The sequence below is a fragment of the Crocosphaera sp. genome (assembly GCF_030064895.1).
Classification (GTDB): Bacteria; Cyanobacteriota; Cyanobacteriia; order Cyanobacteriales; family Microcystaceae; genus Crocosphaera.
This window is the reverse complement of record NZ_JASJEB010000013.1, coordinates 24,151-47,124: the sequence shown is the minus strand read 5'-3', so window position 1 is coordinate 47,124 and position 22,974 is coordinate 24,151. Positions and strand designations below refer to the sequence as shown.

Annotated in this window: 25 protein-coding genes; 6 read left to right on the top strand and 19 right to left on the bottom strand. The window is 35.5% G+C overall.

From position 1 onward, the window contains the following. Positions 1 to 17 precede the first annotated feature (17 nt). The 4 genes from QNJ66_RS05705 to QNJ66_RS05690 all read right to left on the bottom strand — a co-directional run bounded on the left by QNJ66_RS05705 (position 18) and on the right by QNJ66_RS05690 (position 3,084). The gene (locus tag QNJ66_RS05705; RefSeq protein ID WP_300503874.1) at positions 18 to 833 is read right to left on the bottom strand and encodes a metal ABC transporter permease; all 816 of its coding nucleotides are present in this window, start codon (positions 831 to 833) and stop codon (positions 18 to 20) included. Continuing rightward, positions 802 to 1,578 (bottom strand): metal ABC transporter ATP-binding protein, encoded by a 777-nt coding sequence (locus tag QNJ66_RS05700; protein ID WP_300503872.1) that lies wholly within the window; start codon positions 1,576 to 1,578, stop codon positions 802 to 804. Before QNJ66_RS05700 ends, QNJ66_RS05705 begins: the two co-directional genes overlap by 32 nt. A gap of 41 nt (positions 1,579 to 1,619) precedes the next feature. Then, positions 1,620 to 1,982, bottom strand: a complete 363-nt coding sequence (locus QNJ66_RS05695; RefSeq protein WP_300503870.1) for a four helix bundle protein — start codon at positions 1,980 to 1,982, stop codon at positions 1,620 to 1,622. A 73-nt stretch (positions 1,983 to 2,055) separates the two neighbouring features. Continuing rightward, a complete protein-coding gene (locus tag QNJ66_RS05690) occupies positions 2,056 to 3,084 on the bottom strand; it encodes a zinc ABC transporter substrate-binding protein (protein ID WP_300503869.1) in 1,029 nt (342 codons plus the stop codon). A 93-nt stretch (positions 3,085 to 3,177) separates the two neighbouring features. On the opposite strand from QNJ66_RS05690, the gene QNJ66_RS05685 reads away from it, so the two are divergent. Beyond that, positions 3,178 to 4,389: an FAD/NAD(P)-binding protein gene (locus tag QNJ66_RS05685; RefSeq protein WP_300503867.1), complete on the top strand. Its 1,212-nt coding sequence runs from the start codon at positions 3,178 to 3,180 to the stop codon at positions 4,387 to 4,389. 173 nt (positions 4,390 to 4,562) lie between these two features. Here the strand turns inward: QNJ66_RS05685 and QNJ66_RS05680 are convergent, their stop codons facing one another. From QNJ66_RS05680 to QNJ66_RS05665, 4 genes are all read right to left on the bottom strand, one after another. Further along, positions 4,563 to 4,979: a DUF4279 domain-containing protein gene (locus tag QNJ66_RS05680; RefSeq protein ID WP_300503865.1), complete on the bottom strand. Its 417-nt coding sequence runs from the start codon at positions 4,977 to 4,979 to the stop codon at positions 4,563 to 4,565. A gap of 356 nt (positions 4,980 to 5,335) precedes the next feature. Further along, positions 5,336 to 6,154, bottom strand: a complete 819-nt coding sequence (locus QNJ66_RS05675) for a YwqG family protein (RefSeq protein ID WP_300503863.1) — start codon at positions 6,152 to 6,154, stop codon at positions 5,336 to 5,338. A 25-nt stretch (positions 6,155 to 6,179) separates the two neighbouring features. Further along, positions 6,180 to 6,395, bottom strand: a complete 216-nt coding sequence (locus QNJ66_RS05670; protein ID WP_300503861.1) for a type II toxin-antitoxin system HicB family antitoxin — start codon at positions 6,393 to 6,395, stop codon at positions 6,180 to 6,182. Further along, a complete protein-coding gene (locus QNJ66_RS05665) occupies positions 6,392 to 6,688 on the bottom strand; it encodes a type II toxin-antitoxin system HicA family toxin (RefSeq protein WP_366146273.1) in 297 nt (98 codons plus the stop codon). The genes QNJ66_RS05670 and QNJ66_RS05665 overlap by 4 nt, the downstream gene beginning before the upstream one ends. 31 nt (positions 6,689 to 6,719) lie before the next feature. Between QNJ66_RS05665 and QNJ66_RS05660 the strand changes: the two genes are divergently transcribed. Next, the gene (locus QNJ66_RS05660) at positions 6,720 to 7,088 is read left to right on the top strand and encodes a metalloregulator ArsR/SmtB family transcription factor (RefSeq protein ID WP_300503934.1); all 369 of its coding nucleotides are present in this window, start codon (positions 6,720 to 6,722) and stop codon (positions 7,086 to 7,088) included. A 135-nt stretch (positions 7,089 to 7,223) separates the two neighbouring features. After that, positions 7,224 to 7,835: a cation transporter gene (locus QNJ66_RS05655; protein ID WP_300503859.1), complete on the top strand. Its 612-nt coding sequence runs from the start codon at positions 7,224 to 7,226 to the stop codon at positions 7,833 to 7,835. A 126-nt stretch (positions 7,836 to 7,961) separates the two neighbouring features. Here QNJ66_RS05655 and QNJ66_RS05650 read toward each other — a convergent pair whose 3' ends face one another. Continuing rightward, complete coding sequence (locus QNJ66_RS05650; RefSeq protein ID WP_300503858.1) at positions 7,962 to 8,186, bottom strand: helix-turn-helix transcriptional regulator; 225 nt, start codon at positions 8,184 to 8,186, stop codon at positions 7,962 to 7,964. Positions 8,187 to 8,279: 93 nt separating this feature from the next. On the opposite strand from QNJ66_RS05650, the gene QNJ66_RS05645 reads away from it, so the two are divergent. Together QNJ66_RS05645 and QNJ66_RS05640 are read left to right on the top strand one after the other, a co-directional pair. After that, positions 8,280 to 9,068 (top strand): hypothetical protein, encoded by a 789-nt coding sequence (locus tag QNJ66_RS05645; protein WP_300503856.1) that lies wholly within the window; start codon positions 8,280 to 8,282, stop codon positions 9,066 to 9,068. 13 nt (positions 9,069 to 9,081) lie between these two features. Beyond that, complete coding sequence (locus tag QNJ66_RS05640; RefSeq protein WP_300503854.1) at positions 9,082 to 9,576, top strand: NUDIX hydrolase; 495 nt, start codon at positions 9,082 to 9,084, stop codon at positions 9,574 to 9,576. A gap of 72 nt (positions 9,577 to 9,648) precedes the next feature. On the opposite strand, the gene QNJ66_RS05635 is transcribed toward QNJ66_RS05640, so the two are convergent. Together QNJ66_RS05635 and QNJ66_RS05630 are read right to left on the bottom strand one after the other, a co-directional pair. Continuing rightward, complete coding sequence (locus tag QNJ66_RS05635) at positions 9,649 to 11,829, bottom strand: transglycosylase SLT domain-containing protein (protein ID WP_300503852.1); 2,181 nt, start codon at positions 11,827 to 11,829, stop codon at positions 9,649 to 9,651. Between the two features lie 576 nt (positions 11,830 to 12,405). After that, positions 12,406 to 12,843, bottom strand: coding sequence for a nucleotidyltransferase domain-containing protein (locus QNJ66_RS05630; protein WP_300503850.1), 438 nt, complete (start codon positions 12,841 to 12,843; stop codon positions 12,406 to 12,408). Positions 12,844 to 13,159: 316 nt separating this feature from the next. Between QNJ66_RS05630 and QNJ66_RS05625 the strand changes: the two genes are divergently transcribed. Beyond that, positions 13,160 to 13,393: a type II toxin-antitoxin system ParD family antitoxin gene (locus tag QNJ66_RS05625; RefSeq protein WP_300503849.1), complete on the top strand. Its 234-nt coding sequence runs from the start codon at positions 13,160 to 13,162 to the stop codon at positions 13,391 to 13,393. A gap of 53 nt (positions 13,394 to 13,446) precedes the next feature. Here QNJ66_RS05625 and QNJ66_RS05620 read toward each other — a convergent pair whose 3' ends face one another. The 8 genes from QNJ66_RS05620 to QNJ66_RS05585 form a co-directional block, all read right to left on the bottom strand. Further along, on the bottom strand, positions 13,447 to 13,746 hold the full coding sequence (locus QNJ66_RS05620) for a hypothetical protein (protein WP_300503847.1): 300 nt from the start codon (positions 13,744 to 13,746) through the stop codon (positions 13,447 to 13,449). Continuing rightward, the gene (locus QNJ66_RS05615; RefSeq protein WP_300503845.1) at positions 13,739 to 13,990 is read right to left on the bottom strand and encodes a hypothetical protein; all 252 of its coding nucleotides are present in this window, start codon (positions 13,988 to 13,990) and stop codon (positions 13,739 to 13,741) included. The genes QNJ66_RS05620 and QNJ66_RS05615 overlap by 8 nt, the downstream gene beginning before the upstream one ends. Before the next feature lie 309 nt (positions 13,991 to 14,299). Next, the gene (locus tag QNJ66_RS05610) at positions 14,300 to 16,573 is read right to left on the bottom strand and encodes a CHAT domain-containing tetratricopeptide repeat protein (RefSeq protein WP_300503844.1); all 2,274 of its coding nucleotides are present in this window, start codon (positions 16,571 to 16,573) and stop codon (positions 14,300 to 14,302) included. A gap of 64 nt (positions 16,574 to 16,637) precedes the next feature. Continuing rightward, positions 16,638 to 17,060, bottom strand: a complete 423-nt coding sequence (locus QNJ66_RS05605) for a four helix bundle protein (RefSeq protein WP_300503842.1) — start codon at positions 17,058 to 17,060, stop codon at positions 16,638 to 16,640. Between the two features lie 50 nt (positions 17,061 to 17,110). Continuing rightward, positions 17,111 to 17,731, bottom strand: a complete 621-nt coding sequence (locus QNJ66_RS05600) for a COP23 domain-containing protein (protein ID WP_300503840.1) — start codon at positions 17,729 to 17,731, stop codon at positions 17,111 to 17,113. Between the two features lie 718 nt (positions 17,732 to 18,449). Next, a complete protein-coding gene (ftsH, locus tag QNJ66_RS05595; protein WP_300503933.1) occupies positions 18,450 to 20,252 on the bottom strand; it encodes an ATP-dependent zinc metalloprotease FtsH in 1,803 nt (600 codons plus the stop codon). Positions 20,253 to 20,625: 373 nt separating this feature from the next. Beyond that, positions 20,626 to 22,284, bottom strand: coding sequence for a DUF3685 domain-containing protein (locus QNJ66_RS05590; RefSeq protein WP_300503838.1), 1,659 nt, complete (start codon positions 22,282 to 22,284; stop codon positions 20,626 to 20,628). 5 nt (positions 22,285 to 22,289) lie between these two features. After that, entirely contained in the window at positions 22,290 to 22,763 is a 474-nt protein-coding gene (locus tag QNJ66_RS05585) for a Fur family transcriptional regulator (protein ID WP_300503837.1), read from the bottom strand. Positions 22,764 to 22,974: the final 211 nt, after the last annotated feature.

The following is a 22,974-nucleotide window of genomic DNA, read 5'->3' as shown; positions in this document are numbered from 1 at the left end:
ACTTTAAACATATTCTATCAAACTTGCCGACACCATAAAGCTACAACCAAAAACGCAAATAACTGAACCAAAACAATACTCGGACCACTAGGTAAATCGATCGCCCCAGAAATAACCATTCCCATTACTCCACTGGTGGCACCTATGGCAGCAGCAGTAACTAAAAAAGGGACAAACTGCTGACAAATTAATCTGGCAGTTGCCGCAGGAATAACTAAAAAACCATTGACCAATAAAATACCAACAGCACGAATAGTTAGAGCGATAGTAATTGCTAAAAGCATGATAAAAAAATAACGATGGCTGCGAACAGGTACACCTTTTACTACAGCTAAATCGCTATTCAGGGTAAGTAAAATTTGTTCTGGTAAACTAATGATAATCCAGGCTATAGTTACGCCTAAAATTAATAACAATAAAATTAAATCTGTATTACTAATAGCTAAAATATCACCAAATAAAATCGATAATAAATTACCCCGATATCCCTTTAAATAACTAAAACCAATTGTACCTAAAGCGATGGAACCCGATAGGGAAATACACAAGACTGTATCGCTACCGAGATCGGTTTTGTCAATTAAATAAATTACACCTAAACCAAAAGCAACGGTAAAACCAATTAACGTCCAAGTGGTAGGAAGTCCTAATAAAGCAGCCAAAACCACTCCTAGCATGGCTGAATGTCCCACCGTATCCCCGAATAGGGAGAGACGACGCAGGATTAAAAAGCTACCTAAAATACCCCCTAAAATACCAAGCAGTACACCACCTAGTACCGCTCGTTGCATAAAGGGTAAACTAAAAAGATTCAGGAAGTTGACTAGATTCATTATGATGATGACAAGTAGGACTGACTAAAGCACCGTATATGTGCAAGAGATTTTCGGCAGTGAGAGTGGTTTTAGGGGAACCTTGATAAAGTAAGCGACGGTTTAAACAAATTACTGAGTCACAATAGCGACTAACTAAATCTAAATCGTGGGAAACTTCCAATATTGTCCAGTTTTGTTCTTTTTTGAGACTATTAAGTAAAGCAGCAAATTCCATTTCTCCTGTCGCATCTACCCCGGCTAAAGCTTCATCGAGAATTAAAAGACGACGGGGAACTACTAAACAGTAAGCTAATAAAACTCGCTTTAACTCCCCTCCGCTAAGAGTCCCGATTTTTTGGTTTGCTTGTTTGGTTAGATGAACTTTTTCTAAAGCTTGGTAGATAATCTCTCGTTTACGTTTACGATCGCACCACCAGTATTTGCTATTTAAGCCTAAACCAACTAACTCTGATACTATTAGCGGAAAAGTGCGCTCAAAGGGAAACTTTTGGGGAATATAACCAATTTCCTGTTTTAATCGCTTTAACCGTTTACCATTACTATCAAAAAAGCTAATTTCACCTGACTGCGCTTCAAGCAACCCTAAAATAGATTTAATCAAGGTACTTTTCCCTGCACCATTTGGACCAATAATGGCAGTATGAGTACCTGGCAATAATTCAAAAGACACATTATCTACTGCTAGATATTCCCCACGCATTACCGATAGATTTTTGACTGTAACAATGGTATCATTCATCATTTATCATTGAGCATTTAACATTTATCATTTATGTTTAATGTTCACTGTTTTTTGATTCTGGAGTTTTTCAGAATAGAAAAGAGTATTTTGGCTATTTCATCGGCATCTTGATGTATGCTGCTGAATGATTTTTCGTCGATGTAGTCTGTATCTTTGAGTAGAGAAAGCCAGTATTTTGTTTCTAGGGTTTCTTTATAAGCGATAGATATTTTTGCTGAGAAATCTGCTGGAGAAATTCCGCCATTCGCTTCTGCAATATTTGCTCCGATAGATGTACCGCTTCTTAATAATTGTTTGGACAAAACAAACTCCTTCTTATCTTCTTGTAAATATTTGTAGGCATTAAGAATTCTGATGGCGAATTTATAAGCCTTATCGTAGGTAACATTTTTTTCATTTAACATTTAGTATTTTCCATTTATCAGTATTTATTGTTCAATGATAAATGTTCAATGTTCAATGTTCAATGATAAATGTTTACTGACACGCTCTTAATAACGCTTCCAAATTACCTTGCATCGCTACAAAATAATATTGTGGATCTGTTTCTCCTGCCTCAAGAGGGTTGATTTCTTCGAGAGATAGATTTAAGTCACTGGATATTTGCTCAACCCGTTTGTCTTTAATTCCTGGTTCAGTTAATAAAGCTTTAACAGAATGTTCCTCAGTTATTTGTTTTATCCGTTGGATATTTTGGGGAGTAATGCTCTCTTCAGGAATTTCCACTATTGCTTCTTGTTCCAGTCCGTAGCGTTGTGCTAGATAGGGAAAAGCATCGTGAAAAGTAATAAAGTTACAACCTTGAACGGGGGCTAATTTTTCTTTAAATTCACTGTCTAGCTGTTGTAGTTGTTCAATATAAGCTTGAGCATTGCTACGATAGCTATCTGCATTATCGGGGTCGATTTCAATTAACCTATCTCTAATATTCGCTACCTGTTGTTGCGCTAAAACAGGATCTAACCAAACGTGAGGATTTCCCTCTGGATGGTGATGTCCATGTTCATCATGTTTGTGTTCATCATGTTTGTGTTCATCATGTCCATGTTCATCATGTCCATGTTCATCATGTCCATGCTCCCCGTCCATTGCTTCTATTCCTTTACTAGAATCAATTTGCTGAAGTTCAGAATTACCTGCATTGGCAACTAAATCTGATAAAAACGCTTCCATCCCCAAACCGTTTTCTACTAAAACATCGGCTTGTGCTAACAATTTTGCATCTTCTGGGGTCGCTTGATAGTCGTGAACTTCGTTCCCAGGGGAAATCAAAATATCTACTTGTCCCGTCTCTCCTACTACAGCTTTAGTAAACAAATGAACTGGTAAAAAAGTAGTGACAATCTTGGGACCAGAACTTGTTTCTGGTGTAGGATCAGAACTTGTTGGTGGAGTTGTTTCTGGACTACAAGCGATCGCACTTAAAAAAGTGAAAGCAGTAATGAAAATACGTTGTAAAGATGCTTTTGAACGAAGGCCATGGACTAGGGATAAATATTGATTCATAGAACTCATATAATCTAGTGGATAAATGCTCAATTAAAATGATAATCATTCTCATTGTATAATAATCATTATTATTCCCTTTATTAATCCACAGTGACACTACCTAATTATATAGACCTAGCGATGATTGGGGCAGGGGTTCAGGCACTAACGCTAACCACACACCTCTTACAAAAAAGTGCAAAGTATGATCATAAAGTTTTAATTTTCGATCCCAGTCAAACGTGGATGAGTCAATGGCAACAACAATTTGCAGCGCAACAAATTCCTGCTTTGCGATCGCCGGCGGTTCATCATCCTGATCCTAACCCACATCAATTAAGAACTTTTGCTGAACATCGCCATCATGAATTGTTTTCTCCCTATGATAGACCAGGGACAAAACTATTTAACGATTTCTGTGATGAGCTTATTCGTCGCTGGAAGTTAACTGATAAGGTTTATCCAGCTAAAGTTATCCAGATTCTACCAATTAAATGTGCTTTACGTTCGCGATTTCAATTGGTTTTAGACACGGGAGAAACTATTCTGACTCGTAGAGTGGTATTAGCTACGGGAAGCGGAAAAAGACAGTTTCCTGATTGGGTAGAGAAGATTACCTCAGATTACCCCTCAGAGAGATTATGTCATTCTCAACAGGTAAATCTCAACCAACTTAAATTAACAGGAGAAAGAGTTTTAATTGTTGGTGGTGGGTTAACTAGCGGACATTTAGCTAAAGGTGCGATCAAACTGGGGGCGACTGTTACTTTAATGACCAGAAAACAGTTACAAGAAAAAATTTTTGATGCGGACCCAGGTTGGTTAGGACCGAAATATCTCAAGGACTTTCACGCCGAAACTGATTGGTCTATGCGTTACCAGCAAATACAGCAGGCCCGTAATGGTGGTTCAATGACTCCTGAAATGATGCTGCAATTAAGAAAGGCAGTGTCTGAAGGTACAATGATAATCAATGAATGCTGTCAAGTTAGCACTGCGCAATGGCAAGATAATCTCTGGCAGATTGATTGTGACAACGGAAGTCAACATAAATTTAACCGTATCTGGTTGGCTACTGGTACGAGATTTAGTGTTATAGAACATCCTCTGTTGCAAGAGGTACTTGAGGTTTATCCCACAGAAATAGTTAACGGTTTACCCGTATTAGATGAATATTTACGTCTGCCCAAGTCTAACTTTTTTATTATGGGTGGTTTAGCTGCTTTACGCATTGGCCCTGTTGCCAGAAATATTGGTGGTGCAAGAATGGCTTGTAAAAGTATCGTTCCAGCAATTGTTAAACCTAGTTTGGCGATTAGGTGATTTTTTGCTTATTCTTTTTGTTAGTCATTTGATTAATAGGACTTTTTTCTTATTTCATTCGTTAACCCCTACAAGATGAATTTATGTAGTCTAAGTTGATGAAAATGGTATAATAGCTTTTCAAAAATTAGGCGATCGCAATTGATTACAGACCGTGATTATACTTCTTAATTTTAATTTCGATAAATATCAATATCAATATCAATATACGCATTCACATTTGATAAAAAATTAATACTATTGACATTAAAGCTTATCATTGGAGTAGTTTGAGTATCATCCGTTGTAATCCAAAGTACCACTTCTAATCGAGTAGCAAGATTTAATTTTTCGGCAATTTCATTTATTTGATTAGTTTTTGGTTCCAAAATTTTAATTAGTTCTGATGCCATTTCATCAACATCAATTATTTCGTTTATTATCTTTTGTGTTGATAATACCCAAGAACTGTATCTGGGTATTCTACCTGGTAATCTTTCTCCTTTCCTTCTCACTGATGTAGGTTCAATATTTAGATAATCAGTCACATCATTTGGTTCAAAATCTTCACCGTCCAAAGCAAAATATACATAGCACTCATTAGTATCCACAATATCTCCTCAAAAACATAACAACTTACATCTTCAGTCGGATAACTTATATGGGTAAACTTTCAGCTTTATCATTCAGTGTTAAAACTATCGGTTCTTCTGTTTGTTTCATTTGAGCGATCGCATTTTCTAACCACTTTACAAACGATATCACAAAAATAGCCGAAAATAATAAATAATTTAGCCATATTTCTCCAGGTTGAGGTTTAGGTATTACAGATATCTTCTTCCTCATCTAAATGCTGAAAATTGCGATCGCTAATACAAATTTTGGCCCGATTATTCTAAGAATAGCTAGGTTTGACTAAGGTTAGTAAAGTAATGTCTTACAATAACATAAATGTCCTGCCTTTATCTTAATCACTACAATCCCAAGCATAAAATACTTCAGAAAAATCTAGTTTTTTTAAAGCAGATTGCTCTATGAAGAAATTTCCAACTCCATCACTATTTTTCCAACATATATTTTCACTGTTATTAGAGTCTATTTGTAGCAGTAGAATAAAATGTCTATAATCTTCATCTGGTAAATGATAAAAGCGTTCATCACCTTCAACGACAAAAGTAGGATATCCTCCAATATTTGAGCCACAATCTGCAATTTGAGTATATTCATCCCAAAGTTGGTGATTACTGCACAAAATATCGTAAAGTTCATAACCTATTTGAGAAGTAAAATTACCATCACTAAAACTCATGGGTGCTATTTCACAACTAAATTCTAACGAGCAACTATTTTTAATTGGAAAAATATTAGTATCTAACTGTAATTTTGGTAAGAAATCAAAATCAGTAATTATTTTCTTGGAATCATAGGTTATTTCTGGAATATATAGAATGCGAAAATCTTCCTGATCTACTGGAGATTGAAGGTATTTACCATAAAATTCATTAGGTAAAATATAAAACTGTAAAATTCCTGTTTTTGGAAAGTTTTTTAAATTAGGTACTTCTGAGAAATTAATTTGCGCCAACAAATATAAATATTCTCCTTTGGCATTTTTAGGATAATCTACACCTTTGGGCAGGTATAGTAAACCACCAAACTTACTTTGCCATAGATCGAGTTTATTGTTTGCTCTTTCTTTTATTTTGATATAAGGCTTAAGAGTAGCTTCTATTTTTTGTCTGTAAAGTTCTAACTCAAAAGGTAGTTTCAGTTTTTGCCTTAGCATATAAGTCTTGATTAGATTAGTTATTTTATGAGGATTTAGCAGCAAAGCTTTGATAAATGTTTGGTTGTGGAAGATTTTTATTATCTTCTATTAGTAACTCTAAAACATCTTGAGCATTTTTTACGGCTTCTTCATAAGTATCGCCATGAGTTCGAGCATATTTGCCAAATTCGGGTAGAGAAACAATATAACATTGGTCTTCATCTGACCATTGAATTACAATGCTGTAGCGTGATTTCATTTTTGAACCTCCTTGATATCTTTAAGAAAATCTTTTACATCTTTCTCTTGATAGCGTTTAGCATCATTCCCATCTTTACCAGATATAGTTATTTTGTAATTTAACAAAGGATGACTCCATTTAGTGTGGCTTCCGTTTCCTTGTTCGCAAATACAATCTGCTTTCAATAGCATAGCTTTTAATTCTCTAATTTTCTTGGGCAAATAATTCTTCCTATATCCGCTTTCTGTTTTAAGCTTACCTCGCAAGGGGAGATTGCACCAATGACTTAAGTAATTTGTATCCTGTAACATTGAAATAAATATATTTAACCGTTGCCCTTAAATACCCGTGAGTAAAACCAAAGCAGACGATATTTGTCAAGTAAGATGTTTCAACACCGATTTAGTTGCGCAAATTAGGGAAACTTTACCCTCAGAAGATACTTTAGAGGAAATGACGGTTATATTTAATGTTTTAGCCGATCGCTTGCGGGTTAAGATCCTTTATGCTCTCAGAAACGGCGATGAGCTTTGTGTCTGCGATATTGCTGCTATGTTAAATGTCAAGATCGCAACTGCTTCCCATCATCTACGAAAAATGCGAGATTTAAAATTAGTTAAATACCGTAATGACGGCAAATTAGCTTATTATTCTTTAAAAGATGAGCGTGTAACTGATATTCTTATTTATTCTTTGCAAAAGTTAGTTTAAATATTATTTACTTTATTTTTCTCTTTTTGAATAACCGTCATTATTAATTTAATTTACATTCTAATGTTCTTTTGAACGTTTGCACGATATCATTGATATTATTCAAACATTCATTTGAACGTCAAATTGTACATTATGTCAGAACACTGTTGTCAAAACAAAGCAAAGGAATTACAAAAGCTGCAAAAACGCCAGAGTAAGGTGTTATGGATTATTTTGGTAATTAATGCAGTAATGTTTTTAGTAGAGTTTATTGGAGGTATTAAGGCTGATTCATTGTCTTTAACTGGAGATTCTTTAGATATGCTTGGTGATGCTCTAGTTTATGGTTGTAGCCTTTATGTAATTCAAAGAGGCAATAAAGCCCAGGCACGAGCAGCAATCCTTAAAGGTGGTATTATGTTTATGTCCGCGATCGCAGTATTTGCCAGAGCCACCTATCAATTATTTGCTCAAACAGTCCCCACAGTGCAAGTAATGAGCGAAATTGGTCTTTTAGCTTTGATAGCTAACTTAATCTGCTTTTTTCTGTTAATTCGTCACCGTAACGATAATATTAATATGTCTTCAGTTTGGCTGTGTTCTCGTAACGATATTATTGCCAATACCTCAGTATTGCTAACTGCTGGCTTAGTTTTCTTAACAGGTTCTTTTTGGCCAGATTTTATTTTGGGGTTATTACTCACTTTTGTTTTTGCTCAATCTGCGGGGAAAGTTCTCACTCAAGCAAGAGCGCAATTAATTTGAAATAATGATTAATAAGGGAAAAAATGAGACAATGGGAATAAATTAGACTTATTATTCTATAATACCCCTAAATTCTCTATGTTATGAGGGTAAACTAAAGGAAAACTATTAGAATATTAACTAATATTATTGACGATTATTTCCAAGAGCTTCAGCTTGGGAATTCTGAGATGCTTGAGCTAACTTATGGATTGAACATTTGTAGAGTTCACACAATTGAGCAAATTGATCTGCACGCAGTCTAGGCATAGTCCGTCCATACTCCCAATTGCGGACAGTGCTTTCAGCTACATCTAAATGATAGGCCACATCAATGGTTCTTAGCCCCGCTTGTTCTCGAAGTTGCTTCATATTCATACTTCTCAGTATACTACCAGCTTAGCGTAACTGGTTAGCTCTTTTAAATTTACTATTGACTTTTGCTAATTGATTAGCTAAAATCAAATGAAGCAAAAATATCAAATATTATGGATTTTTCAGCAAATATCAACTATGTCTAGTCCTGATAGTAATAACTTAATGAGTTTAGCTACTTATTACCAAAGTGATAAATGGAATAGTCATTCCTATGCACAGCATTATCAAAAGCATTTTGAATCCCTAAGATTTGAAAAATTGAATATTCTGGAAATAGGTGTTGGTGGATTTAGTGATACTAATTCTGGTGGTGCTTCTTTAAAAATGTGGAGGGATTTTTTTCCTAATAGTGTAATTTATGGCATTGATATCTATGATAAATCAGGTCTTGAAGAAGAAAGAATAAAAATTTTTCAAGGAAGTCAAGATGATGCTATTTTTTTAGAAAATATTGTTGAGCAAGTTGGCGGATTTAATATTATTATTGATGATGGCTGTCATATTAATAGCTATGTAATTACATCTTTCAAAACTCTTTTTCCTTTGCTTAGAGATGGAGGAATTTATGTGGTTGAAGATACTCAGACTTCCTACTGGAAAATGTTTGGAGGGAATAGTAATGATTTAAACAGTGTGACAACTACAATGGGACTATTCAAAAGTTTAGTGGACTGTCTAAACTATGAAGAATTTGATCGTCCTGGGTATGTTCCTTCTTACTTTGATAAAAATCTGATTGAGATTCATTTTTATCATAATATTGTCTTCTTTTATAAGGGAGAAAATAATGAGGGTAGCAATATTGTGGAAAATAATATCTTGCCTGAAAATCATCCTTTGATTGTTTTAGACAATATCAAACTATCTAATTCTTAAAAGTTTAATCCTTATGGAAAATGATTTTTTTTCGGTTAAAACTAAACCATTTATGAATGGAAAATGGGTTTATGCTGATGCCAAAAAAGTGTTATTAATTGTTTTTGGATTTACAGAAAAAACCAATTCTCTAATTTTAATACGTCAATATCGACCTCCCGTTAATAAATTTGTAATTAGTGCGCCTATGGGAGCTTTTCCTGATGCTTCATTAGATAAAATAATACCAATTGCAGCCAAAGAAGCGGAAGGAGAAACAGGTTATAAGATTCTAGATATCAACTATTTTTTGACCATTGATCGTTCTCCTGGCTTAACAAATGAAAAGGCACATATTTTTGTTAGTAAATACAGTGAAAAATCGGGAGAGCAAAATATTCATGAAGATGAAATAATTGAAGTTTTACGTATTCCTAAAAATCAAATCTTAAATGAGATTATAAAGTATACAAATCTAGGGGATGATATAGATTCTAGTATTTTACTTTTACTGAATTTACCTGTTTAACTATACAGTGACCAGTGAACAGTTACCAGTTATTAATTATTGGCCACTGGTCACTGTTCACTGAAAAACTTCTTATTTGGAGTATCTTTCTAATAATTGAGAAATTTCCGGGTTATATATCCGTAGATAATTCCAATAATTACCAAACACAGTTTCTACATATCCTTTTGTTTCTCGGAAAGGTATTTTTTCCACAAAAGCATCAGGATCACTTTCCTGATATCTTCTTACCCATTTTGAAACATTACCGGGTCCGGCGTTGTAACTAGCGATCGCTAATAAAGAGTTATTACTATATTTAGAATGGGTATAATTTAAGTACCAAGTTCCTAAATTAATGTTGTCATCAGGATCGGTTAAAGAATAATTGTCTAAATTAATTTGATTAGCTACCCATTCCCCTGTTGCCGGCATTACCTGCATTAAACCGGTTGCACCAACTGGAGACTTAATTTCCTTTTCAAAACGTGATTCTTGACGCATTAAAGAGGTAACTAAAAGAGGGTTTAATTGACGACGGTTAGACCATTCTGTAATGGGACCATAGTAAGGAAAAGGGAATAAAGTTTGCCAATATTTATCCGTTTCTCTGAGTTCTTGCCATTGTTTTTGTTGTTCGGGATCATCTTTTTTCTGAAGGGCCCAAACTTGATTAATTCCTTGCAGATTTTTCCCTTGAACTAACTTTAATAAAGCATCGGTAAATCCTTCATTAACGCTTAATTCTTGGCTATCAGCGATTTCTGCTTGGAATAAAGCGATCGCATCTTGATCTTCTCCTAAACGATACAACTCCTTAAACATGGGAGAACCAGCAGGAGGAAGAGGACGACTTGTAGGTTTATTAACTTGGGGCAACATTTGACGAATATTGTTAAAATTCCCCACATTCCAGCCTAACTGTACCGCCGATCGCCAAGCATAGTAAGATTGAGGATGACGGGCAACTACGTATTCAAAAGCGGATTGAGAATCTTGTACCCGACCCAATTTTGCTGCCCATTTTCCGACCCAAAAAGCAGCTTTGGGGGCAATAGAACTATCAGAGTTATTGGTGGTGATAGGTTGGGCCCAAGTCCAAGCTTCGAGAGCATCTCCTCTTTCTGCTGCTTGTTGAGCCATTTGCCAACGATATTTTGCTGTTGCGTCTGAGTTGGCGTATTGAGATAAAAGGGTTTGACGAACTGCGGCCGCTTCCGTCCCCCTATTCGATTTATCTAGCAATTTAGCCTTGTCTAAAAGGGCTTCTGGGGCTTGTTCGGGAAATTTTTTGATAATTTCGTCCAAATAAGTGATAGCGGTCTGTGGAGGGGATAATTGAGCTAATCGTTTCAGCCCGAGGGCTGTTTCTTGGGCTTGAGGGAAACCAAACATGAGTTGACGATAGGCAGCGATTACCGTTTCCCTGTTATTACCTCGGGGTTGCACTTGTTGTCCCCTAGCGATGCGATAGTAATTTTGAGGAGTTTTGGGGGCTTTTTGGTAAGCGATGGCTGCTTTGTAAAAATCATTGACTCTCCAGTAACCGTCGGCGATTATTTGCCAGTCTTCGGGGGTTAGTTGTGCCGCATATTGGTTAACTAAGCGATCTCGTATGGGGTTGGTTTGGGGGTCATTGGCTGCGTATCTTGCTAACAAGAGCAATAGTTTAGGTTGATTGGGGTTTTCTTTTAACCTTTTACGGATCACCGTTTGAATATTGGGATGTTGGGGAAATTTTTCAATACCTTGGTCCCAATAACTCGGATCATAGTTTCCCAGTTTATATAATGCTTTAGCAGAGGCTAAAGAGTCGGGATAGGTTTTTATTAGTTCTTTCCAGGTTTTTTGTGCTAAGTCTGTTTCATTGGTTAACTCGTAACCACGACCCCGTTTAAGAAGAATATAGGGCTTCATGGGGGGATATTCTTTTTCTAACCCTTCCAATTGCCGTAAAGCTGGGCCGCCTTCGTATTCTTTGAGGAGATCACTGGCTAATAAGTAACGGGCCCGACTTCTTTCTAGGGAGAGATTTTTAGACGCTGCGATCGCTTCTAGTTGTTCTCGTCTTTGTTGTGGCGGAACTTCAGCTAGGGTTAAGACAAGGGATGGCTGGTTAATGTCTTCTTCTAGGGCAGTTTCGACTTTAGCTTGTTGTCTTGTTTCAAACCATTCTAGGACTTTCGGAGTTAAGGCAACAGTGCTGATAGAACCTAGTAACGCGATACTAGATAGAATCAGAAGAGGACGTTTATCTTTCAGTGGTTTAAGCATTCTATTCCCACACACAACAACTTAAGACTACATTATACTCTTAATATTTTCTAAACAATTTTTTTTAGCAGCGAACAGTTAATAATTAAGATGAATATAACTGGTAACTGATAACGGATAGTTATATATCAAACTAATTGATATTTAATCTACAAAACAAAACTCTGAATTTACACAAGTTAACATTGTCTTTTTTTTGGCTGATTTTGACTTATTTTGCTCCATATTTGCATTTTGGCTATTTTCGTGTTATCTTGCCTATCAGGTAGGATCGGGAAATAAGTGTACCTACAGATTAGCTTTTTCCTGGCAAATGCCTAAACTCCGTTAAAAGCACTTCCCTACTGTTGAAATTTTTATCTAAATTGATCCATCAGATTGTAACGTTTTAAAAATGATATTTTAATTTTTGTAAACTGATGTTGACAACCGTGCGATCCTGTGTATATGAGTATTTTGAAACTTTTTGATCTTTTTTCGGGGATAAAGATTATTGTAGGGGTTTAATACCATTAAACCCACCAAACTAACTATTAAAAGTAATTTAATCATGATTGGTAATTGAGTCTAATGTTTTCATAGTCCTTTCCGTTGTAAAAAATTTTCTAATTTTTCTCGCAGAGAGGTTTGAATAGTAGATAATTGTTGTTGGTTTAGTAGGTGTTTATTTTTAAAATTTTCAAATAATCCTGTTTCTTGTTCATATAAAAGCTGTCCATCACGACTTACATAATGAGCAATTAAAGGAGAACAATATTCAAGATTAACCAGATCAATTTTATCATCAGGAATGTTAAATATATCAGCTAGAATACTATAAATTTCTAAAAGATTAAATCCTGTCATAGTTTGGTTTTTGGTTTCATCATACAATATAGCAAAGTCCCAGTCACTATGAGAATCATGATCACCTCTTGCTCTCGAACCAAACAAAATTAGTATTTTTAGATGAGGAATTTTTTGTACTAATTTATCTGAAAAATTATGTAATTGATTGACATTGAATATCGACATTTTCGTAGAATTTTAATACACTTCATTATGATAACAAATTGCTAAAAGCAGAATTTTTTATTACTATTTGTCGTATTTTTCTAAGGGTTTCATAAAATCACTAACTGAACCGCGCTCAATCTTACCCTGTACATAATCTTGTTCTGATTTTGCAACATTCTCTAATAATTCTTTTCGTTTTCATTCTCGTAGAAGATTTTGGATAATATAACTGTTTATTGTTCATTCTAACCCACCCTATTTAACTGCGTTTAGCGATAAATGATGTATGCTATGGAAGAAGGCAAAAAATAAGATTAGAAAAAGAGTTACAGCTATGTCAATTATTCTTACTCTTGAACAGGAAAATTTTGTCAAAGAAAAACTAAAAACGGGAAGATATCAAAGCATTGATCAAGTGATTACCGAAGCCTTTCACTTATTAGAACAACAAAGTCAAAAACAACCAGTCAATTGTGGCGATGAACAACTATCATGGGAGGAAACCTATCAAGAGATGGCACAAGAAAAAGAAGATTGGTCAGAATGGGATATTACCCTTACTGATTGATTAGAAGTGGAATTGATAATTGACACCAATAGATATTATTGAATAGATGTGTATTATTTATACGCTGAATCATGATCGGAATGTAAGGATAAAAATCTTAAATAATCCCCTTCTCTCAAGACAATACACCGACACTTTTGGGTAACTCTCAAACTATATAGAGTCTCTCCTTTTTTACCTTTTTTGGAACGAATCATCTCCCATTTCAAGCCTTTATCTTTATATAATTGTTCCCAAGTTAATTGAGAAATTTTCCGAAAAGTCTTTAAGATAGCCACTGCCTCTACTTTAGGTAAATTAAATAAATCTTTCTGAAACACTGGGTTATTAAGATCGAGTAATATTTTACTCATTATGTTCTATATTCGTTTCTAATTCATCTAAATTTGAGGTTTGTGGTGGATGATTTGCATTCCATTCTAAGGCTTGATCAAGTTTTTCAACGAAAGGAGATTTATGTAACCAACTTTCATCTAATGGAACATCTTCGCATAAAGTCTGGTAAAAAGTTTCCCATTCTTTTCCCCATTGTTTTAAATCAATAACAACGGCCGTTTTTCGACCCTGATCATCGACAATAAATTGAATTCCTTTCATACATTATCGTCAATTCTAAAATTCTCATCAATTATAACTCACATCTTGCACCTTTGATAAAATTAGCTAGTTTACAGAGGGAACAGGGAACATAAAATAGGTAAAAGGGTTGATTTTGACTGTAACTAATTTGGAATTGATTTTATTTGTTTTATTATTAAATTTTTATGTACTGGTGAAAAATATCAGTTAAACCTATTGACTAAACGCAGCCTACTTAATGAAAATGGTGGGTTACGACGGATTTTTATATTCTAATTATTACCTAAATTATAGCCGTCTAACCCACCCTACTTAACTGTTCACTGTTCACTGAATAGGATCAGACTCCCCGACAAGAATAAAACCGGCCCAGTTAACCGGTTCGGGGTTGGTTTTCATGGTGCTTAACATGGCTTGGCGTAATGCTTGGGCTTTGTTTTGTCCTGTTTGCAGGTTCTTATGAAAGTCAATCATTAATTCAGAGGTTGCTGCATCGGGAACTAACCATAAAGACATGACCACACTGGGGACTCCAGCAGCGATGAAGGGACGAGAAATGCCGACAATACCATCACTGGTGATTTCTCCTAAACCTGTCTCACACGCGCTTAAAACCACTAATTCTGCTTGTAGATCCAAACCGTAAATTTCTCCGTCCCGTAAAAAGCCATCATTGCTGCTGGAAGAGGCAAAAACTAAGCTTGTGGGATCTCCATGAGTTGCAAAGTGGATGATGTCTGCATATTCTATATTATTTTTAATTAGCCATTCGGTTGCATTTTCTCCAATAAGGGGAGTTGTATCCAATAATTCGGCGATCGCATAAGCTTCTTCTTCGGTTCCGGGTAAGGGATCAAGAGGTTGATTATTGTTACCTCTAGGCATTTCTGGGTTGCCAACAATTAAGGCTGTTTTAAAATTTTTAGGGGTTTGTTTAGCTTGTTGTTGTGCGGTAAATTTTAATAATTGAATGGAAGGTGCAACTCTCAGGGTATGGTTTTCAATCAGGTATTGATTATTGTTATTTTTTAGTGCAGCAAAAGGAACTTTAAAGAGTTCCCCGTCTGGAATAATAACTATTTCTTCTTCTGGGTTGCTGGGTAAATGTTGAGCGATAGGATCGATTAATATTTTGTGCAGTTGTTGTAAACAGTCGTCATCTTTATGACAGGTTCCTTCTTTTAAGTTTTCGGTAACTTCTTGGCTGTTTCTTCCTCTAACTGTGGCAAAGGTATTATTAGAAAGATCGGCAATGGAACCATCAATATTATAGTTAACGTTGGTAGCGACGGGATTATTTTGGTGTATAAAGAGGGTTGTTGCTGTTGCAATAGCTGTTAGGGTTAGTCCTGCAATTAAATAGGGTTTTCGGTTACGAAGGAAATATACGGTTAAACCTGTACCGATGACGAGTATAAGGATAGGAATAACAGGAATATTAGCAGCAGAAACTGATTCTTTTGGGTTGAGGTTAACGTTAGCAAAGTGAACTTCCCCCGTTGGTTTAACTACCCAGATATATACTTTGGGTTCGTATTCTTGAGGTATTGCGGCATAACCAAAATCGATACTTGTAGGTGTAAAGTATTTGATTAATGTTGCGTTTTGTTCTTTGGCAATATCTTTAATTTCATCAATGCTTATAGATGATTCTGTATTACGACTGATGTAATAAGAAAGAGTGCGAGTACGTCCATATTCGGCAAACGCTAAAGCATCTGTATAGTTGTTTTGTTTAATTCTTAATTCTGTTAATCCTTGAGGGAATATTCCCTGAATTTGTCCTAATACATATCCTTCCCAAAGTCCACCCAATTCATTACCATACATACTAAGGCCGTCTAGCTCATAATTCCAATATATTTGATCATTTTTCATAGCTTCTAGAAACAAATTCTCTGCTTCACTTTCTTTTCCTTCTCTTAATAATGCTAATCCAAGATTTGATTGGATTAATGCAATTAAACTCCCATCATTTTGTTTTTCTTCTCTGGCATTTATTAAGGAATCTATTGGTTCTTTATAGTTTTTAATAGCTTTATTATAGTTACCCAACGAAAAATAAACATCTCCAATAAGTTTATGAATAAAAGGGTCTTGTTCCTGATTATTTTTATCATCATTATTAATACTTTTTGTAAGAGAATTCATTGCTTTATCATATTGTTTGGTTGCAATATAAGCTTGGTGTATTGAATGCCACGGATTTGGTATTTCTCCAGATTCTAAATCTTTTTCACAAGCTTTGACAGCTTTATCATAAGCTTCAGCAATAAGATAAACTTGACATATACTATCCCAACGATATTCATCGTGATATTTTGTTATAGCTTCAATTTTTTCCAAATCTTCTATTAGATTTTTCTTATCTGATTCAGAAACATATACATTATAGCTCCATAAGTTCTCTATCATAAAGAAAAAATGATTGATTTCATTTACTGGTGTATTTTCTGTTATTTCTATTCTTGATTCTTGATAAGTTGCCTGCGCTGAAGCTGAAGAAATAGTCAACTTTTTCTGAGTTATAGTCTCTATAGGATTAGAAAATATAGAAGCTAAAGTAATAACTGCTGCTGTTGCTAATTGAGATAATTTCATGATTAATAGTAATTAGATAATGGTTGATAGAGGCAAGAGGGAACAGGGAACAGGGAACAGAATTTTATGATTTCAACTTCTTGATAAGAGAAATAATCATTCTGCTTTCCTGCTTAATTTCATCAATAATTGATTCTATATCATTAAAATTACATAGATTGACTCTTGCGGATAAAATAAGATGAGTTTCTAATTCATTGATAGAACCTTGAGCAATATTCAAAAATCTTACATAATCTCCTGTTGATCTTCTCCCATAACCTTCCGCAATATTAGCAGGAATAGAAGTTGCTGATCGCCTAATTTGTTGAACCATACCATAAATTTCTTCTTTAGGAAATTTTTGTGTTAGAACATAACATTTTTCAGCAATAATCATACCTTTTTGCCATACTTTCAGATCCTTAAAATCCCTAACTTCAGACATAAGATACTCTGACTGTTGCCTGTTCCCCGTTCCCCGTTGCCTTTCTGAAAAATAAGCCATAATAAACTCCAACTGTTGCCTGTTGCCTGTTCCCTGTTCCCTCTAAAAATCTAAAAAGCAGGTTCTTCTGATTCTTCATCAATAAGAATTTCAGACATATCATAATAAACTCGTTTACCTTCTGCAAAAGTTTCTGGTTTTTTTTCTCCTCTAACTAACACAGGTTCTTTACTAGGAAACTGACGACGATTAATCAAATCTCTTAACACCTCATTAGGATTATCTTTTCCTTCTAAAGTAAACAATAAATCATCTTCATTACAAACAGCATTTTCATTTTTAACTGCACAAACTACATTAACATCTCTATCAGGAACCCAAGTATCTACTTCCGCAACAACATATTTTAAACCATCACGATTATGTATTCTTTGAAACCGTTTAGCAACCTCCTTACAACGTTCTTCTGGACTCCATTTTTCCCCAAAATAATAATTCTCAGGTTTCCAGGAAATAATCGTTGTTTGTGTTTGTGACTTCGGTTTATTAACTACAGTTGCAGGAACCATTTGACCGTTATATTCGTCTTGTTCACAAGTAAAGGTTATGCCTTCTTTTGTAGCAGTCGAAACAGAATCTTCTTCCTTATTAGTCATAGCATTAACCAAAAAGGCACCTATTAAGACAAAAGGAATTACAGAATAAATGAAAAGCTTTTCGTAACTAATCATGATTTACACCAGTATATGTTGTTAGGAAGTTAAGAGATATTCTTCGTAAGCTTTTAAACATTCAAATCGCTAGTTTAGACAAGGGAACAGGTAACAGGTAACAGGTAACAAATAAAGGTTTAGAGACTGTCTAATAAATGCGTGTCAGCTTAACTCGGAATGATATCTAATATGAGATTCCTGGTTTATTGGAATTACAGTTAAGAGAGATTACTCGTATCTCGGAATGACAATTATAGTAGTTTCCAGTACGTTTGAGATCCAGTAGTGTGAGAATCTTGCTAACTAGAGATAAAAAATGTTACTCACTAGAAATAACAAATGTTTAAACAACATTAGTATAAACTAAGTCAAAGAATTAGCAACGTCCCATTGTGACAATTTTATATAGCAATAGACAGGCTAGTTAGGACACATAAATTATATTTTAAGGGAACAGGGAACAGGGAACAGGGAACAGAAAAATGTCCTAATAGCTTTGGCGACTGCTATAACTGTCAAACTACCGTGTAATACAAAATCCGCTTATCTATTCCATCTAAAACCCCGTAGAGACGTTGCATGCAACGTCTCTACAAAAGGGGGTACTAATCTCGAAGTTAGTATCATACAATACATATAGCAGTGGCTAAGGCTATTAGGACATTTTTCTGTTGCCTGTTGCCTGTTGCCTGTTCCCTTAAATTAAGGTTAGCAAGCAAGATGCTTGCACTACGAATTAAACTGACTTACAAAGTTCAATGCCTGAATCAACCGGTTCCTTAAATTCCTCCAATAACTGACGAAACTCGTCCCCTTCAATAGTTTCTTTATCAATCAAAATTTCCACTAAACGATCGACCATCGCTCGATTTTCTCGGATAATATTTTGCGCCTTTTCATGACATTTTTCTACAATTAAATTAATCTGTGAATCAATTTGTGTTGCAATTTCATCAAAGGCCGCATAATTTTCTTGATTATCCTCTTCCAAGGCCAATAAACCCAGTTCCGACATCCCAAAACGAGTAACCATCTGTCTCGCTAAAGAAGTCACTTTTTCGATGTCATTGCCTGCACCGGTCGTTACCTCATCTTCGCCAAAAATTACTTCTTCGGCTGCTCTACCCCCCAATAACCCTGCAATACGGGCTAATAATTGGTTACGGGTAATTAACCCTGCATCCTCATCCGGGGTAAACCAGGTTAACCCTTTGGCCTGACCTCTGGGAATAAGAGTAACCTTTTCTACCGGATCATGACCGGCCATCATGGTTCCTACTAAAGCATGACCGATTTCATGATAGGCGATCAATCGCTTACTCTTACTATCCACCAATGGGGTTCCTTCCATACCAGCAACCACGCGATCGATCGCATCGTTAATTTCTGCCATTGTAATCGCTTCTTTGCGTCGTCTGGCCGTAAAAATAGCAGCTTCGTTGAGTAAGTTGGAGAGATCCGCACCTGTAAATCCTGGAGTGCGTCGGGCGATCGCTTCTAAGGATACCTCCTCATCCACCTTTTTATCACGGGAATGAACCTCTAATATACCCTGTCTGCCTTTCATATCCGGGTAATCAACCATAACTTGGCGATCGAAGCGTCCAGGCCGCATTAAGGCCCTGTCCAAGACATCGGGACGGTTGGTAGCAGCAATAACGATAATTCCGGTATTCCCTTCAAACCCGTCCATTTCTGTTAATAATTGGTTGAGGGTTTGTTCCCTTTCATCGTTCCCCCCACCGTAACCAACACCACGTTGGCGGCCAACTGCATCGATTTCATCGATAAATATGAGACAAGGGGCGTTTTCTTTAGCTTTTTTGAATAAATCTCTGACCCGTGAAGCACCTACACCAACAAACATTTCAACGAACTCTGACCCGGAAATACTAAAGAAGGGAACCCCTGCTTCTCCGGCCACTGCTTTAGCGAGGAGGGTTTTTCCTGTTCCAGGAGGGCCGATTAAAAGCACACCTTTAGGAATTTTTGCACCGATGGCAGTAAATTTTTCGGGTTCTTTAAGGAAGGTAACAACTTCTTCTAGTTCTTCTTTAGCTTCGTCAATACCGGCAACATCTCCAAAAGAGATCCCTGTTTTAGCTTCCATTTGAAACCTAGCACGGGATTTACTAAAGTTCATCGCTTGACCGGACATACTAGCTGAACGGCGAATAATGGCAATGACTATGAATAAAATAAATAAAACTATAGGGAGTTGTAGCATTAACCGCACCATAGCCGAGTTGTCGGGAGAAGGATTATAGTCAATCTGGACATTGTTGGCTTTGAGACTGTTAATGAGTTCGGGATTTTGTTGTAATAAGGGAACTTCTCGGGGTTCTTCTTGACCTTTTAAGGTTACTTGTGCTGTTTGTAGTCTGGGATCAATTTCTACCAGGGTAACTTTCCCTGCATTGATATCATTTAAAAGTTGGCTATAACTATATTTCTCTTCTTTCTCTTGTCCCCAACTTGGACCGGCCATTAACAATAATTGTAGGAAAAGGGTGCTGGTTATTAATTTGCCCCACCCCATGAAACGACTTTGTCGACTATGTTGGGGACGGGTTAATTCCCGTTGTTTTTCTTGAATGGTTGTTTGAGTTTGATTTTGTCGTGATGTTAAGGAGCAGATATCTTTCATAACCAGTCTGTTGTTAAAAAATTACTCTTTACTTTTATTATGAACCATTAAGCAGTATCTAGGGGAGTCTCTCAGGGATAATTTGGGAGTATCTTATTTTTATGGACAAATCATCTTTGGAGTTTGACGGGGAGACGGGGAGAGGGGGAGACGGGGAGACGGGGAGAGGGGGAGACGGGGAGAGGGGGAGAGGGGGGGAAATTTCAGCCGATTAGCTATTATATAATAAAGGGTAAGAAAGCTTGTTTTGGATACTCCGAATAATTTAGTATTTTGTTTTTTGTTTTGCTGGTTTTTTCTGATAATCTCTTTCGGAAAGACTATTACCAATTCCTTGTAAAATACCTTTACCAACTAATCCAATTCCACGCCCGATTACTTGGGTTAATATATACACTAATGCTTTGCCTAGTTTCCCCACTAATGAGCGCAATAAGGGAGAAGTTGCGTCTCTAATTTCTAATAGTATGGTTACGCTCCATTTTATTCCCCTTAAACTATTTAGTTCTTGTTGACGGGGACTATAAATAACGGAGGAATCAATACCTTTTTCGTTGAAAAAGAAGAGTCTATACTGACTTTCAAAAATGTCTTTTGGTTCTCCCCAATATTGTTTTTTTCTGTATTCCCAGGCTAAGCGGTTTCTAAATTTGGCAATTTCTCTGGATGATACTGTTTCTAAATTATACAATCTTTCTTTGATTTTTTCGTTGTTAGAAAAATAGTTTAAAATCAATGATGTAATAGCGTTGGCAACTTGTATAAGAAGGTTATGCAGTATTTTTTCTTGTTCTTCTTTTTCTTTGCCAATTTCCTGAATATTTTCATCACTTGCTAATAAAAGAAAATCAAATAATTCTGGAATACCAGGTATTCTCTTTAAAATTTCTTGAGAGACAATATCTTCGTTGTCTTCTACAATTATTTCTATATCTTCTAGGGAAAAGTTTTCTTGATCGTTACAGTATTTACTGAGAAAAATTAAAGCTGATTCTCGCCATAATCTACCTAAAATTGACAAGCTATTTCTTATTTTTGATAATTGAATATTATCTCTCTCGATAAACTTAATATCACTGATAATCCTGTACAATTGTTTTAAAACAATTTCTAATACTTCTTTTTTCTTCTCAGACTTTAAAATATCAATTTCTAAGGAACATTTAGTTAAGTTATTAAGGTTATTTTGCAGTTTATAAACAGTGTCATCAAAAATTGTTAACCCTTTTTCCTCTACTGTTACTTTTGCTGTTAATGCTGAACTTTCCCTACTGATTACTTGAGAAGGTAAGACAATAACCTCAACAGGTAACAACTGTTCCACTAACCACCTCGCTGTTAATAATTCCCTTTTTCTTCCTTTCAAAAATAGTCGATCTAACTTAGAAGTAGGAGGCTTTTTCAAATTTTTATTAATAAGTTGCAAGTTACTATTAATTTGTTCTAGTCCCGATTTTCTTGCTTTAGATAACCAATTTCTTTGAGTTTTTTTCGTCTTTACTTCAGATAATTTACCACCAGCAATAGTCGGCCAAATTAATTCCCCCTCGATAATTCTTTGCCAGTTTTCAAGTAAACTTTCTATAACTGTTCCTTTATTAATATAGCCTTCGATACCTATTTTTTTAAATTCTTGTTGTTGCTTTAAGCTAATATCATAACTAAGTAAACATAGTTTTATCTCCGGTTGACTTTCTTTTATTTGCTGATAGAAAGTTTCAACTGTTAACGTCTCATCGATTAAATTAGAATCTAAACTAATTAAATCAAAATTGTTATTTGATAACTGGTTTAAAGCATCCGTTAAATTATCCGTTTGACCAGAAATTTCCCACTGAGAATTATTACTTAAGATCGTTTCCAGTCCTAAGCGAAAAATAGGATCTTTGTCTACAATAAGAAGGGATATAGGGCGATCGCTCACAAGGTTTATACCGGTGAAGGCTTGGTTAAGGCTTCATCTAGTTTAGACTGTTCTGGTTGTTGATGGCCATAAAAATCGATACGATAGTCAGTTATAGTGACCCCTGTTTGCGCTTCTATCTGTTCAATTAAGTCAGAAGGTAGCTGAACATGAACATCAATAATTTGCTGAGTATCTAAACAATTGACATGACTATGGGAGTCGGTTATGGTTCCATACAGTCGTCCATCACATCGTTCTAAACATTCAATAATCCTTTGACTGGATAAAGCTTCTAGATTTTGATAAACTGATGTGTGACCAACATTTTTGCCGTTTTGACTCAGACGATTATAAATTTCTCTAGCTGAGAGATGTTCTTTAGTTTTCCAGAGTAATTCTAGGATATAGCGACGTTGCCTACTAATACGCATTCCTAGACATTGACAACGGTTTAAAGCATCTTCTAAAGAGCGAATTTGTGTGTTTTCTTCGACCATTTTTTTCCTAAGATTGACTTAAACATACTCGTTACCAATTTAGCTTAAATCAGTCCTAACTGTCCACAATATGGTGATCAGGTTTCAGTGGTGAGAAAATTAGAAGCAATTTTTAACAGTCTTAAACCCCGACAAAGATTATTCTTAGGGACATAATACTATCTCGTTTCTCATATATCATTACTGACTACTAGAGCTTACTTTATACTAT

Coding starts and splice junctions, on each gene's coding strand:
- QNJ66_RS05700 (WP_300503872.1), bottom strand. CDS start 1,578: ATGATGAATGATACCATTGTTACAGTCAAAAATCTATCGGTAATGCGT.
- QNJ66_RS05650 (WP_300503858.1), bottom strand. CDS start 8,186: ATGAAGCAACTTCGAGAACAAGCGGGGCTAAGAACCATTGATGTGGCC.
- QNJ66_RS05640 (WP_300503854.1), top strand. CDS start 9,082: ATGGAAAATGATTTTTTTTCGGTTAAAACTAAACCATTTATGAATGGA.
- QNJ66_RS05630 (WP_300503850.1), bottom strand. CDS start 12,843: ATGTCGATATTCAATGTCAATCAATTACATAATTTTTCAGATAAATTA.
- QNJ66_RS05695 (WP_300503870.1), bottom strand. CDS start 1,982: ATGTTAAATGAAAAAAATGTTACCTACGATAAGGCTTATAAATTCGCC.
- QNJ66_RS05600 (WP_300503840.1), bottom strand. CDS start 17,731: ATGATTAGTTACGAAAAGCTTTTCATTTATTCTGTAATTCCTTTTGTC.
- ftsH (WP_300503933.1), bottom strand. CDS start 20,252: ATGGGGTGGGGCAAATTAATAACCAGCACCCTTTTCCTACAATTATTG.
- QNJ66_RS05645 (WP_300503856.1), top strand. CDS start 8,280: ATGAAGCAAAAATATCAAATATTATGGATTTTTCAGCAAATATCAACT.
- QNJ66_RS05605 (WP_300503842.1), bottom strand. CDS start 17,060: ATGGCTTATTTTTCAGAAAGGCAACGGGGAACGGGGAACAGGCAACAG.
- QNJ66_RS05585 (WP_300503837.1), bottom strand. CDS start 22,763: ATGGTCGAAGAAAACACACAAATTCGCTCTTTAGAAGATGCTTTAAAC.
- QNJ66_RS05625 (WP_300503849.1), top strand. CDS start 13,160: ATGTCAATTATTCTTACTCTTGAACAGGAAAATTTTGTCAAAGAAAAA.
- QNJ66_RS05635 (WP_300503852.1), bottom strand. CDS start 11,829: ATGCTTAAACCACTGAAAGATAAACGTCCTCTTCTGATTCTATCTAGT.
- QNJ66_RS05675 (WP_300503863.1), bottom strand. CDS start 6,154: ATGCTAAGGCAAAAACTGAAACTACCTTTTGAGTTAGAACTTTACAGA.
- QNJ66_RS05690 (WP_300503869.1), bottom strand. CDS start 3,084: ATGAATCAATATTTATCCCTAGTCCATGGCCTTCGTTCAAAAGCATCT.
- QNJ66_RS05615 (WP_300503845.1), bottom strand. CDS start 13,990: ATGAAAGGAATTCAATTTATTGTCGATGATCAGGGTCGAAAAACGGCC.
- QNJ66_RS05620 (WP_300503847.1), bottom strand. CDS start 13,746: ATGAGTAAAATATTACTCGATCTTAATAACCCAGTGTTTCAGAAAGAT.
- QNJ66_RS05610 (WP_300503844.1), bottom strand. CDS start 16,573: ATGAAATTATCTCAATTAGCAACAGCAGCAGTTATTACTTTAGCTTCT.
- QNJ66_RS05705 (WP_300503874.1), bottom strand. CDS start 833: ATGAATCTAGTCAACTTCCTGAATCTTTTTAGTTTACCCTTTATGCAA.
- QNJ66_RS05670 (WP_300503861.1), bottom strand. CDS start 6,395: ATGAAATCACGCTACAGCATTGTAATTCAATGGTCAGATGAAGACCAA.
- QNJ66_RS05655 (WP_300503859.1), top strand. CDS start 7,224: ATGTCAGAACACTGTTGTCAAAACAAAGCAAAGGAATTACAAAAGCTG.
- QNJ66_RS05665 (WP_366146273.1), bottom strand. CDS start 6,688: ATGTTACAGGATACAAATTACTTAAGTCATTGGTGCAATCTCCCCTTG.